General features: G+C 38.0%; 10 protein-coding genes. 7 read left to right on the forward strand and 3 right to left on the reverse strand.

Translation table 11 applies throughout. The annotated features are described in order from the left end of the window. Window positions 1–3 precede the first annotated feature (3 nt). From rsxB to CXF71_RS10400, 3 genes are all read right to left on the reverse strand, one after another. On the reverse strand, window positions 4–573 hold the full coding sequence (gene rsxB, locus CXF71_RS10390) for an electron transport complex subunit RsxB (protein ID WP_101232889.1): 570 nt from the start codon (window positions 571–573) through the stop codon (window positions 4–6). Between the two features lies 1 nt (window position 574). Continuing rightward, window positions 575–1,156, reverse strand: a complete 582-nt coding sequence (rsxA, locus tag CXF71_RS10395; RefSeq protein ID WP_101232890.1) for an electron transport complex subunit RsxA — start codon at window positions 1,154–1,156, stop codon at window positions 575–577. Between the two features lie 196 nt (window positions 1,157–1,352). Continuing rightward, window positions 1,353–3,257, reverse strand: a complete 1,905-nt coding sequence (locus CXF71_RS10400) for an EAL domain-containing protein (RefSeq protein ID WP_101232891.1) — start codon at window positions 3,255–3,257, stop codon at window positions 1,353–1,355. Window positions 3,258–3,824: 567 nt separating this feature from the next. On the opposite strand from CXF71_RS10400, the gene rimP reads away from it, so the two are divergent. From rimP to pnp, 7 genes are all read left to right on the forward strand, one after another. Next, window positions 3,825–4,280, forward strand: coding sequence for a ribosome maturation factor RimP (rimP, locus tag CXF71_RS10405; protein WP_101232892.1), 456 nt, complete (start codon window positions 3,825–3,827; stop codon window positions 4,278–4,280). Between the two features lie 48 nt (window positions 4,281–4,328). Further along, window positions 4,329–5,825: a transcription termination factor NusA gene (nusA, locus tag CXF71_RS10410; protein ID WP_101232893.1), complete on the forward strand. Its 1,497-nt coding sequence runs from the start codon at window positions 4,329–4,331 to the stop codon at window positions 5,823–5,825. A 21-nt stretch (window positions 5,826–5,846) separates the two neighbouring features. Next, on the forward strand, window positions 5,847–8,516 hold the full coding sequence (infB, locus tag CXF71_RS10415; protein WP_101232894.1) for a translation initiation factor IF-2: 2,670 nt from the start codon (window positions 5,847–5,849) through the stop codon (window positions 8,514–8,516). 231 nt (window positions 8,517–8,747) lie between these two features. Next, on the forward strand, window positions 8,748–9,179 hold the full coding sequence (rbfA, locus tag CXF71_RS10420; RefSeq protein ID WP_101232895.1) for a 30S ribosome-binding factor RbfA: 432 nt from the start codon (window positions 8,748–8,750) through the stop codon (window positions 9,177–9,179). Beyond that, window positions 9,180–10,127 carry a tRNA pseudouridine(55) synthase TruB gene (gene truB, locus CXF71_RS10425; RefSeq protein WP_101232896.1) on the forward strand — a complete coding sequence of 316 codons (948 nt, stop codon included), beginning with the start codon at window positions 9,180–9,182 and terminating at the stop codon, window positions 10,125–10,127. It begins immediately after the preceding gene. A 218-nt stretch (window positions 10,128–10,345) separates the two neighbouring features. Beyond that, window positions 10,346–10,615: a 30S ribosomal protein S15 gene (gene rpsO, locus CXF71_RS10430; protein ID WP_101232897.1), complete on the forward strand. Its 270-nt coding sequence runs from the start codon at window positions 10,346–10,348 to the stop codon at window positions 10,613–10,615. Window positions 10,616–11,275: 660 nt separating this feature from the next. Continuing rightward, complete coding sequence (gene pnp, locus CXF71_RS10435) at window positions 11,276–13,390, forward strand: polyribonucleotide nucleotidyltransferase (RefSeq protein ID WP_101232898.1); 2,115 nt, start codon at window positions 11,276–11,278, stop codon at window positions 13,388–13,390. Window positions 13,391–13,475: the final 85 nt, after the last annotated feature.

Here is a 13,475-nt window from a genome sequence, read left to right on the forward strand (position 1 = left end):
CTCCTAATCCAGTTGTTTTACTGGAATACTGGTTAAATCCCATTGCCAATTATGAATAGTCTCTGGCAACTCACGCATTTCAATACAATCTACTGGGCAAGGTGCAACACATAAATCACACCCGGTACACTCATCTATGATAATGGTATGCATTTGCTTTGCGGCACCAATAATGGCGTCAACAGGGCAAGCCTGAATACACTTTGTACAGCCGATACAATCTTCTTCAATAACAAAGGCTACTTTGGGGCGATTACTTTGTGCGATATCACCTTTAACGTGACTTTCATCAAGTGGTTGAACTTCAACCCCCATTAAGTCAGCTATTTTTTTAATCGTGTCTTCGCCGCCTGGCGCACATTTATTGATTGCTTCACCATCGGCAACTGCTTGCGCGTAAGGTTTGCAACCGGGGTAACCACATTGACCACATTGTGTTTGAGGAAGTAGAGCATCAAGTTGTTCGACAATTGGATCTGCATCTACTTTAAAGCGGACTGAAGCAAAACCGAGTAAAGCACCAAATATGGCAGCAATGCTGCCTAATACAAGGATGGCAAGAAGGATGTTCATGTTAAATTTTCACCAAACCGGTAAAACCAAGGAAAGCTAATGACATTAAACCCGCGGTAATCATTGCGATAGCAGTACCTTTAAATGGTGTTGGTACATCGGCATTTGCTAGTTTCTCACGCATGGCAGAAAACATCACTAATACTAAAGAAAAGCCTAATGCGGCACCAAAACCGTAAATAATGGATTCGAAAAAACCATGCTGTAATCTTAAATTGAGTAAGGCAACACCCAACACAGCACAATTTGTCGTGATTAGTGGTAAAAAAATGCCTAATAATCGGTAAAGGCTAGCGCTGGTTTTATGAACAACCATCTCAGTAAACTGCACAACAACAGCAATTACCAAAATAAAACTCATCGTGGTTAGATATTCAAGGTTGAGCGGCACAAGTAGATAGGTGGTAACTAAATAGCTCAAAAGAGAGGCTAATGTCATCACGAAAACTGTGGCGAATGACATACCTATAGCGGTTTCAGTACGTGAAGAAACCCCCATGAATGGACATAGGCCAAGGAATTGTACTAAAACAAAATTGTTTACGAGTACAGTGCCAACGAGTAGTAACAGATAGTCAGTCATTTACTTTAAGGGTCATTAGGTAATTTATAATTATGCCGCTATTATCCGTGTTTTTAGTTTATTTAACAACACACCAGCAGTAGGGGTATTACGCTTTTATTCGTTTTCTTTATTTTGAAATAACAAATGGGGACTCTGAAAAAAAGCCGAATGCGTTTAACACATTCGGCTTCTACGGTATTAACTATAAAAACAATTACAGTGGAGCGGGTTTTCCAACATAATACCCCTGACAACCATCAATGAATAGTTTCTCTAACGTGTGTTTTTCTTCTTGGCTTTCAACACTTTCAGCTAATACGCTAATGCCAAGTCTATGGGCTAAATCAACCATTAAGCGTAAGAAGTATTGGTTGTTCTTATCATCATCAATATCGCGGGTATAAGAACTATCCATTTTAATATAATCAGGTGTTAAATCCCTAAAAAATTTAAATGACGTTAAGCCAACACCAAACCGTTCTACAGTCACTCTTGAACCCACACGGTGTAACATGTCAACTAAGCGTTTAGCCGCTTTTATGTTTTGCTGCATGCCTAACTCTGATATTTCAAAGACTAATCGAGGAGAAGCTGTCGGTTCACGTAGCAATTTACGCTCTAGCCAGATCATAAAATGCTCATTATTAATACTTCGAGGGCTAATGTTAATGCCATAACTGCTTTCTAACATATTTTTGCTGGTTATTTCTTTAATCACTGTCTCGATGATGAGACGGTCTACTTCGATTATTTTATCAAGCTTTTCAGCCATAGCAATAAATGTGGCAGTTGGTAACATATCATCGTTAGCATTAAGAAAACGTGCTAATACTTCACCATACACTTTATTATTACGACCGCTTGGTTGTATAGGTTGCAATAATAAGGTAACTCTTCCAGCATCTAGGACGCTATCTATTTCATGTCGCCAATTTTGACTACCAAAGTTAGCGCTGTTATCTGTTAAAATATCAATGTCTTTTTGCGAATACCATGAATTTGTTTGTTGTGTTTGAGCGACACTTACACCCGTATCGGCTAGGGCCAAAAGCTCACCTAATGGTTTTGATTTATCAAAATAGACTAAACCAGTAAAGGCAACAGAATCTAATTCATTAACTTGCTGGTAGTCATTAAATTTAAGCGTTAAATCGCTGGCATAATTTTCAGCTACTTTCAGTTGTTCGTTAGGTAATATGGTAGCAAAGTCAGAACTGTTTAACCTAAAAAGCTTTCCTGTTGGCCTTGTTTCTAAGGCGTTTTTCATTATCTCAGCGACTTTTATTATGTAGTTGTCGCCGGAGTTATAGCCATGTACTTGATTAATTGTTTGCAGTTCAGAGCAACGGGTAATAAGAATAACGCCAAATTTTACGGGACTGTCTTGTACAATTTGATTTTCATAAAACTGGACAAATCGATTACGGTTCTCTATGCCAGTTAAGCTATCAACATGCGCTTCAATTTCTAAAGAGGTAGTATTTTTAAATTGCTTTGTCATCATCGATTTGATTTCAGCAATACCTTCTTCTAAAGCTGGAATGTCTAGTAGTTGCTGATTGCTCTTTTCTTTTGTAATGAAATCAGCATCATTAATTTGGGCTAATTCATTACTAATTTGCTTGCTGATCACACGGAAGATAGTAAGTTGTAATTTATAATTTAGTCTTGCTGAAATAAAAACAAATAAAAGGGATAGCGCAGTAATGCCGATAAAGAATTTCGTCAAAAAGTCAATAATACCAATAAAGCTTAATTGGTATTGAACTTGTAAATTAAGTTTTCCGGCGGAAACAGTTTTACGCTTCGCTAAAAAAGAATCAAATGGATGGGTTTGATTCTTTTGATGATTAACAAATGTTTGAGAATTACTTTTAATTATTAAGGTTTGGTAATCTGTGCCGGCCGTTAAAATATCGGCTAATTTAGTAGCCATCTCTTGTACAGGCATTTCACTTTCAACAAAGTGTTGGCTAACGAGTTGAATGGTGTTTTGTTGTGCTAGTGTTTGCTGATTCACGTATGAGCTTAATAGTACAAATGCAATGGCGCCTATAGCGATAATAAAAACTAACGCAAACAATATATTTTTGATAAATAATTTAGAAAACTTATACATGATGAAATTAAATGCTCCGTTTAAATCCTATCAAGAAGCAAAGACATACTATTTATATCAATGCAGTTTTTGTATGAAATGATGGCTATATTAATAGCTACATTATAGAGTCAATACTAACGTATTGTAAAATATAAATTAATTTTAGCAAATATTTACTCGTGATTTTTTGGACGAATATCGCTAAAAAGGCGATTTTTATAATCGATAATGGCTAATGCCCCTTGCGCTTGATGACAAGCCACTATATAATTTGCCACAATAGAACTTAATAAGATGTCACTGAATAAACCAACTTACGCTGTGCGGTTTATATTCTTATTAATATTATTAGTAGTCTAGCTAATAATAACCAGATTAAACTTGTTATTCTTGTTTGATCTAGGGGGAAAACAGTGAAATAAGCCCCTGAATTGGGGTTTTTTGTTTTTTTAAGCGTAGAAATCACGTGATTTAAGACGAATACAGCAACATTTCGCTGGGCTATATGCCCTTTTTTTATATCTAAAATTTATATTGTACTGCCTTATGTATTTATCATAAGGGTAGAATAACAGGAGAACAAGATTGGCTAAATTTGAGCAAAAACTAACTGATTTATTAAGACCTGCAGTTGAAGAAACTGGCAAAACTTTGCGTGGCATTGAATATCTCAGTGCGGGCAATAACTCAGTTTTACGTTTGTTTATTGACCATGAAAATGGCATCAATGTTGACGACTGTGCAGAAGTGAGTCGTCAAGTCGGTGCACTATTAGATGTAGAAGATCCAATTAGTAGTGAATACAGTCTAGAAGTTTCATCTCCAGGTGTTGATTGTCCATTATTTGAATTAGCACATTTTCAAGAAGTTATTGGTGAAACGGTTAATCTAAGATTATCAATGCCTTTAAATGGTCGTCGAAAGTTCAAAGGGCCATTAGTTGCCATAGAAAACGATACATTAATAGTACAAGTCGACAGCATCGATTATGAAATTGCTTACAGCAACGTAGATAAAGCGAACCTTGTCGCAAAATTTTAAACCTTGAAAATATTATAAACAGTTAACATAAATTAAAGGCTAAGTAGCATGAGTAAGGAAATATTACTGGTTGTTGATGCGGTTTCTAATGAAAAAGCATTACCAAGAGAAAGCATTTTTGAGGCGATGGAAACTGCTTTAGAAACAGCTACCAAGAAAAAATATGAAGGTGACATTGAAGTACGTGTTGCTATTGACCGTATTACAGGCGAGTTTGAGACATTTCGTCGTTGGTTAATTGTTGAAGACGGCAATGAACCAATGGAAAATCCCTATGCTGAAATTGGTTTAGCAGCAGCGCAATATTCTGATCCAGAATTAAACGTAGGTGATTATTCAGAAGATCAAATTGAGTCAGTAAAATTTGACCGTGTAACTACGCAAACTGCAAAACAAGTTATCGTTCAAAAAATACGTGAAGCTGAACGTGCTTTAGTAACTGAAGCGTACCAAGAGCACTTAGGTGAGATTGTTACCGGCGTTGTTAAAAAAGCAAGTCGTGAGAGTGTCATTGTTGATTTAGGTAATAATGCTGAAGCGGTTATTTACCGTGATGATATGTTACCACGCGAAACATTTCGTCCGGGTGACCGTGTACGTGGTTTGTTGTATGAAATCAAACCAGAAGCACGTGGTGCACAATTATTTTTAAGCCGTACCAAACCTGAAATGTTAATCGAGCTTTTCCGAGTTGAAGTACCTGAAATTGGCGAAGAATTACTAGAAATTAAGGGGGCCGCTCGTGATCCTGGTTCTCGAGCTAAAATTTCAGTAAAAAGTAATGACAAACGTATCGACCCTGTTGGTGCTTGTGTTGGTATGCGTGGTTCTCGTGTCCAAGCGGTATCTGGCGAGTTAGGTGGGGAACGTGTAGATATCGTTTTATACGATGACAACGTTGCTCAATATGTAATTAATGCTATGTCACCTGCCGAAGTCGCTTCAATTATTGTTGATGAAGACAAAGGCACTATGGATATTGCAGTTGAAGAAGCTAATTTAGCTATGGCAATTGGCCGTAGTGGTCAAAATATTCGTTTAGCAAGCCAGTTAACTGGTTGGGAACTGAATGTAATGACTGTTGCTGATATGAAAGAAAAGCATCAGGCAGAAAACGATAAAGTATTAAACTTGTTTATTGATAAGTTAGATCTCGATGAAGACTTTGCAACATTACTTGCTGAAGAAGGTTTTACTTCACTAGAAGAAATTGCTTATGTTCCTGTAGCTGAAATGCTAGATATTGAAGGTCTAACCGAAGAAATTATTGAAGCTCTTCGTGAACGTGCTAAAGAAGCGTTAACTACACAAGCTCTAGCGAGTGAAGAGACTTTAGAAGGAGCTGAACCTGCGCAAGATTTACTTGACCTTGAAGGTTTAGAGCGTCATTTAGCCTTTGTTTTAGCAAGTCGCGGTGTTCGAACACTTGAAGACTTAGCTGAACAAGGTATCGATGAAATTAGCGATATTGAAGATTTAGATGAAACCAAAGCGGGCGAGCTAATCATGGCGGCACGTAATATTTGTTGGTTTAACGAAGAATAATAACACCGGAGAATAATATAGATGGCAGATATAACTGTAGCAGAACTTGCCAAAGAAATCGGAACACCGGTGGATCGCTTAGTAAGTCAGTTAGCTGACTCAGGCGTGAATAAATCGGCTACCGATGCTATTACGCAAGATGAAAAAGAATCCTTATTAGGACACCTTAAAAAGCAACATGGTGATGAGTCGGAAGCAAAACCGAATAAACTCACTTTAAACCGTAAAACTAAGTCTACTCTGACCATGGGTCATGGCAGTAAAGCTAAGTCGGTTAATGTTGAAGTTCGCAAAAAACGCACTTACGTGAAGCGTAGTGAACTAGAAGATGAAAAAATTGCTGAAGAAGCGGCGAAAGCAGCAGCTGAAGCAGCTATTTTAGTAGAAGCAGATGCAAAGGCTAAAGCCGAAGCTGCAGCGAAAGAAGCTGAAAATGAAAAAGGCGTAGCAGCAGCTAAAGCTGAAGTTGAAGCTGAACGTAAAGCTGAAGCGAAAGTTGAAGCAGCAGCTAAAGCAAAAAATGCCGCGGTAGAAAAAGCTAAAAATATTGAACAAGCCCCTGAAAAGGTAGCTGAAACAGAAGAATCGAAAAAACTTCGTTTAGCTCAAGAAAAAGAAGCGGCTGCAAAAGTTGAAGCAGAAGCGGCAGCAGCGGCAGCAGCGGCTAAAAAGCTTGCTGAAGAAAATGAAGGTCGTTGGAAAGAACAAGAAGCTGAACGTAAAGCGAAAGAAAAAGAAGTTGTACATTTAACATCTTCTGTCTATGCCCAAGAAGCGGAAGATAAAAGTGACTCTGCTGATGAAAGTGGTCGTCGACGTAAGAAGAAAAAACCAGTTGATCGTAATGCTCGTGGCCGTAATAGTGGACGAGGAAAAGGTAAAACATTATCTTCACCAGACAGTTTAAAACACGGTTTTACAAAACCTGTTGAAACTAAATTACAAGATATCCGTATCGGTGAAACGATTTCTGTTGCTGAATTAGCCAATAAAATGTCTAAGAAAGGCGCAGAAGTTGTTAAAGCTATGTTTAAATTGGGCGCTATGGCGACCATTAACCAAGTAATTGACCAAGAAACTGCAGCACTTGTTGCTGAAGATATGGGTTTTGAAGTAGTACTTGTTAAAGAAAATGCTTTAGAAGAAGCGGTACTTGCCGATCGTCAGGATACTGGTGAAGAGATTACTCGTGCACCTGTTGTTACTATTATGGGTCACGTTGATCATGGTAAAACATCACTACTTGATTATATTCGTCAAGCAAAAGTAGCTGACGGCGAAGCGGGTGGTATTACTCAGCATATCGGTGCTTATCACGTAGAAACTGGTCATGGTATGATCACTTTCTTAGATACTCCAGGTCATGCTGCCTTTACTGCTATGCGCTCTCGTGGTGCTAAAGCAACAGATATTGTAGTCATTGTTGTTGCTGCAGATGATGGTGTTATGCCACAGACGATTGAAGCAATTCAACATGCTCAAGCATCTGATGCGCCTATTATCATTGCCGTTAACAAAATGGATAAAGAGTCTGCGGATCCAGATCGTGTTAAAAGTGAATTATCACAACACGGCGTACTTTCAGAAGAGTGGGGCGGTGAAGTTCAATTCTGTCATGTATCAGCTAAAACTGGTTTAGGGATTGACGAATTACTTGATTCTATATTGTTACAATCTGAAGTATTAGAGCTAACAGCTATTATCGATAAAATGGCTAATGGTGTAGTTGTTGAATCTAAATTAGATAAAGGCCGTGGCCCAGTAGCTACTGTACTGGTACAAGAAGGTACTTTAAAGCAAGGTGATATCGTACTTTGTGGTTTAGAATATGGCCGTGTACGTGCGATGCGTGATGAGAATGGTAAAACTATTCAATCTGCGGGTCCATCTATCCCAGTTGAAATTATCGGCTTAAGTGGTGTTCCACAAGCTGGTGATGAAGCAACTGTTGTAAAAGATGAAAAGAAAGCACGTGAAGTAGCTTTATTCCGTCAAGGCAAATTCCGCGATGTGAAGCTTGCTCGCCAACAAAAAGCTAAACTTGAAAACATGTTTGCTAGTATGGCTGAAGGCGATATTTCAGAAGTAAATGTAGTTATTAAGTCAGATGTTCAAGGTTCACTTGAAGCAATCAGCGATTCATTACTTAAACTTTCAACTGACGAAGTTAAAGTGAAAATCATTGGTTCAGGTGTTGGTGCAATCACTGAAACTGATGCAACGTTAGCCGCTGCTTCTAATGCTATCGTTGTTGGTTTCAATGTTCGTGCAGACGTTTCTGCTCGTAAAGTGATTGAAGCAGAAAACATCGATTTACGTTACTACAGTGTTATCTACGCTTTGATTGAAGAAGTTAAACAAGCCATGAGTGGTATGTTAGCGCCAGAATTCAAGCAAGAAATCATTGGTCTAGCTCAAGTTCGTGATGTGTTTAAGTCACCTAAAATCGGTGCTATCGCTGGTTGTATGGTTACTGAAGGTATTATCAAGCGCAGCGCACCAATTCGCGTATTACGTGATAACGTAGTTATTTACGAAGGTGAGCTAGAGTCATTACGTCGCTTTAAAGATGACGTTCAAGAAGTTCGTAACGGTATTGAGTGTGGTATCGGTGTTAAGAACTACAATGATGTACGTGTTGGTGATCAAATCGAAGTATTTGAAACTATTGAAATAAAACGTACGCTGTAACTTTATATTTTTGCTAATTACATCGAGAGCATCATCGGAAGTACTCATTGACATGCGTCAACTCTGTGCTTCCTCTTCGCTCTCAAAGCAATTAGATTCAATCTAAAGCAACAGGTAGTTAATTATAAAAGGGGCTTATGCCCCTTTTATGTTGATAATTTATAATTAACTTATTAATAAACAAACAAAGGAAGCTGTCATTTAATAATAACAGTTTCATAGGAGTATACGATGGCTAGAGAATATGCCCGTACTGACCGAGTAGGTCAGCAAATCCAAAAAGAAATCGCGACTATTTTAATGCGCGAAATTAAAGATCCTCGCTTAAGTATGACGACAGTATCTGCTGTTGAAGTTACTCGTGATTTAGCTTACGCCAAAATTTTTGTAACTTTTTTTAATGATAATCAAGATGAAATTAAGGCCTCGTTAGAAGTCTTAGCTGAAGCTGAAGGTTATATCCGTTCGTTGCTAGGTAAACGTCTACGTGCTCGTATTATGCCACATTTACGCTTTGTTTATGATAGCTCAATGAGTGAAGGTGTTCGTATGAGCGCTTTGGTAGACCAAGCTGTTGCAAGTGATAAGAACCATGATACACAAGTTGACGATGCACAGGTTGACGACGAAAAAAGTGTCGATGGTGAGCAGGGCGAGTCATAAATGGCTAAACGTAGAAAAGGTCGCGCAATAAATGGTGTTCTGTTATTAGATAAACCACACGGATTGTCATCTAACCATGCCTTACAAACAGTTAAGCGTATTTATTTTGCTCAAAAAGCCGGTCACACGGGGGCTTTAGACCCGTTAGCAACAGGTATGCTGCCTATCTGTTTGGGTGAGGGAACTAAATTCTCACAGTACTTACTTGATACCGATAAAACGTATCAAGTGACAGCCAAGCTAGGTATTCGCACCACAACCAGTGATGCCGGTGGTGAGGTTGTCAGTGAGAAAGAAGTAAACGTGACAGATGAACAACTCGCGCAAGCCCTCGATACTTTTCGTGGAACGACCAAGCAAGTACCATCAATGTATTCGGCACTTAAACATCAAGGACAGCCTCTGTATAAATACGCAAGAGAAGGTATTGAAGTACCACGTGAAGCACGTGATATTACAGTATTTAATCTTGAGTTATTACGCTTTGAACATGATGAAGTTGAGTTGAATATTCATGTGTCTAAAGGTACATACATTCGAACTATCGTTGATGACTTAGGTGAATTACTAGGTTGTGGCGCACATGTGGCGCACCTTAGACGTTCTGCTGTAGGTAATTATCCAATAGAAAAAATGATAACCTTGCCTGAGCTTGAAGCATTACTTGAACAAGCTATTGCCGATGAGATAACACCTTCGGATGTTCTTGACCCATTATTACTGCCTATGAATAGCGCGGTAGATGGTATGCACTGCGTATACGTTGATGATATGTCTGCTAATTTTTTACGCCACGGTAACCCGGTACAAGCTTACAATCAGCCTGAAGCTGGCAGTGTTCAGGTGTACCTTGGTGAAGATGAAAATGATGCAAACATTGAATTTATCGGCGTAGGTTTTATCAATGATGATGGTTTAGTTGCACCTAAGCGTATCGTCGTTATTTAGAGCATAAGTATAAAGCACACATATAAAGCGTATATAGTATCAAATTATTTTTAGCTCATAAGCTTGCGAATGAAACTAATCGCTTGCTTTTTAGTTATTGGCTGCTAGAATACGCGCTCTTTCGTCATCAATGCTAAATTAGTGTTTGGCTTGATGCGTATTTTAATCTCTTAACTCAATACAATTGAGGGTAGGGTCAACACACTAAGGATTTTATAATGTCTTTAAATGCTACACAAAAAGCTGCAATCGTTGCAGAATATGCTCAATCAGAAGGTGATACTGGTTCTCCAGAAGTTCAAGTTGCTTTGTTAACTGCACAAATCAACCACTTACAAGGTCACTTCAAAGAGCACATCCATGATCACCATTCACGTCGTGGTTTATTACGTATGGTTGCACAACGTCGTAAATTACTTGATTACCTTAAAGGTAAGAACGTTGAACGTTATACTGCAGCAATCGCTAAATTAGGCCTACGTCGTTAATAAAACGATTTATTCTTACTTTAGAGTACAAAAAGGAGCCTAGTGGCTCCTTTTTAATATCTTATATTTAAAACTTTGATAATGATTTATCGAATAAAATATCAATATCAAATAGTTTAACTACCTTCTAGTCTCAAACTGACAGAAAAATATATTTAGTATTTTCTTTGTACTCTAAGTTTTACACACTTTTTTGGCAATACGACTACCTGTTGATTTCTTTTCAAAACAAACTTTCTTCTTTGTTACATTAGCTGACACTCCGTCGTTTTCGCTCGTTGTTGAACTACATGAAGGAAGAAATACTAAGATTAGTAATATTAGCAACACACTTTTCATTAAAATATCCTTTTATATGAATTAGTAAGCGTCTGACAGTAATGCGCTTTACCTATAAAGTCTATATATATTGTTAATGAGTTGTAATTAAACGTTGAGTGATATAAAAGAGACCAAATAACCTTTATAGTCTAGTAAATATTATAGAGGTAAGTATAATATGCGTGGAATTTTATGAAACGTATTTTGTTTTATAAAACAGGTTAATAATCAATCAAACTGTATAATTTTTTGTTCAACTCTTTCCTAAATCAAAGGTTATTGAGTGAATAAATAATTGTACAGATTGATTAACATCAAAAATAAAATAAGGCACACTTTATGTTCAATCAAGTTACTAAAACATTTCAATTCGGTAAGCATACCGTAACATTAGAAACCGGCGCTATCGCTCGTCAAGCATCTGCAGCCGTAATGGCAAGCATGGACGATACCTGTGTACTTGTTTCCGTTGTTGCTAAAAAAGAAGCTAAACCTGGACAGGATTTTTTCCCGTTAACAGTAAACTATCAAGAACGTGCATACGCTGCAGGTAAAATTCCTGGTAGTTTCTTCAAACGTGAAGGTCGTCCTTCAGAAGAAGAAACACTTATCGCGCGTTTAATTGACCGTCCAATCCGTCCATTATTCCCAGAAGGTTTCACTAACGAAGTACAGGTAATTATTACTGTTGTTTCTGTTAATCCTGAAATATCTCCTGATATCATTTCTTTAATTGGTACTTCTGCTGCATTAGCTATATCAGGTGCACCATTTAGTGGTCCTGTTGGCGCAGCACGTGTTGGTTATGTTGATGGTCAATACATTCTTAACCCACTACAATCTGAACTTCCAGCAAGTCAATTAGACCTAGTTGTATCTGGTACTGATTCTGCTGTATTAATGGTTGAGTCTGAAGCTGATGTATTATCTGAAGAAGTTATGCTTGGTGCTGTTGTATATGGCCATGAGCAAATGCAAGTAGCTGTTTCAGCAATAAAAGAATTTAAAGCAGAAGTTAATACTCCTTCATGGAATTGGGTTGCCCCAGTTAAAAATGCTGAATTATTAGCTAAAATTGCTGAGTTAAGTGAAGCGCAAGTAAACGAAGCTTACCAAATTACTGAAAAAGCTGTTCGTTATGAAAAAATTAAAGAAATTCGTAACACTGTAATTGAAACGTTATTAGCACAAGACGCTGACCTTGACGTTCAAGATGCTAAAGATTTATTCCATGATTTAGAAAAAACTGTTGTACGTGGTCGTATTACAAATGGCAACCCTCGTATTGATGGTCGCGATCCTGAATCAATTCGTGCATTAGACGTGATGACTGGTGTTTTACCACGTACTCATGGCTCTGCAGTGTTTACTCGTGGCGAAACTCAATCTTTAGTAACTGCTACATTGGGCACACAACGTGATGCTCAGCGTTTAGATACTATCATGGGTGATAAAACTGATACGTTTATGCTTCATTACAACTTCCCTCCATACTGTGTAGGCGAAACTGGTTTTGTTGGCAGCCCTAAGCGTCGTGAAATTGGTCATGGTCGTTTAGCTAAACGTGGCATGTTAGCTGTTATGCCTACGATTGAAGAATTCCCGTACTCGGTACGTGTTGTTTCTGAAATCACTGAATCAAATGGTTCATCTTCAATGGCTTCTGTTTGTGGCGCATCTTTAGCATTAATGGATGCTGGTGTTCCAATTAAAGCATCTGTTGCTGGTATTGCGATGGGTCTAGTTAAAGAAGGCGAGAAATTCGTTGTTCTTTCTGATATTTTAGGTGATGAAGATCACTTAGGTGATATGGACTTTAAAGTTGCGGGTACTACTGGCGGTATTACTGCACTTCAAATGGACATCAAAATTGAAGGTATCACGCAAGAGATCATGCAAATTGCTTTAAACCAAGCAAAAGCTGCACGTACTCATATCTTATCTGTAATGGATGAAGCTATCGGTGGACACAGAGACGATATCTCTCAATTCGCTCCTCGCATTCATACGATGAAAGTAAGCCAAGATAAGATTCGTGACATCATTGGTAAAGGTGGTGCAACAATTCGTCAGTTAACTGAAGAAACGGGTACTACTATCGAAATTGAAGATGATGGTACTGTTAAAATTGCAGCAACCTCTGGTGAGCAAGCTGAAGATGCTATCAACCGCATTAAAGCATTAACTGCTGAAATTGAAGTAGGAACACTTTATACGGGTACAGTTGTTCGTATCGTAGATTTTGGTGCTTTCGTTAATGTACTTCCAGGAAAAGATGGTTTAGTACATATTTCTCAAATCTCTGAAGAGCGCGTTAACAACGTAAGCGAAGTCTTAACAGAAGGTCAAGAAGTGAAAGTTAAAGTACTAGAAGTTGATCGCCAAGGTCGTGTACGTTTAAGTATTAAAGAAGCAATGGAAAAAACAGCAGAAGTAACACCCGCTGCTGAGTAATAGTTTACGTAAGAAACTTTTACATTTCATTAAGTAAAAAAGGAGCCATAAGGCTCCTTTTTTGTTTATAATGAAATATTATCAT

It is taken from the genome of Colwellia sp. 12G3, assembly GCF_002836775.1.
Taxonomy (GTDB): domain Bacteria; phylum Pseudomonadota; class Gammaproteobacteria; order Enterobacterales; family Alteromonadaceae; genus Colwellia.

What these genes read in the sequence shown, in the direction of transcription:
- pnp (WP_101232898.1), top strand. Translation starts at nt 11,276, where the DNA reads ATGTTCAATCAAGTTACTAAAACATTTCAATTCGGTAAGCATACCGTA.
- rsxA (WP_101232890.1), bottom strand. Translation starts at nt 1,156, where the DNA reads ATGACTGACTATCTGTTACTACTCGTTGGCACTGTACTCGTAAACAAT.
- rpsO (WP_101232897.1), top strand. Translation starts at nt 10,346, where the DNA reads ATGTCTTTAAATGCTACACAAAAAGCTGCAATCGTTGCAGAATATGCT.
- rbfA (WP_101232895.1), top strand. Translation starts at nt 8,748, where the DNA reads ATGGCTAGAGAATATGCCCGTACTGACCGAGTAGGTCAGCAAATCCAA.
- nusA (WP_101232893.1), top strand. Translation starts at nt 4,329, where the DNA reads ATGAGTAAGGAAATATTACTGGTTGTTGATGCGGTTTCTAATGAAAAA.
- infB (WP_101232894.1), top strand. Translation starts at nt 5,847, where the DNA reads ATGGCAGATATAACTGTAGCAGAACTTGCCAAAGAAATCGGAACACCG.
- truB (WP_101232896.1), top strand. Translation starts at nt 9,180, where the DNA reads ATGGCTAAACGTAGAAAAGGTCGCGCAATAAATGGTGTTCTGTTATTA.
- CXF71_RS10400 (WP_101232891.1), bottom strand. Translation starts at nt 3,257, where the DNA reads ATGTATAAGTTTTCTAAATTATTTATCAAAAATATATTGTTTGCGTTA.
- rsxB (WP_101232889.1), bottom strand. Translation starts at nt 573, where the DNA reads ATGAACATCCTTCTTGCCATCCTTGTATTAGGCAGCATTGCTGCCATA.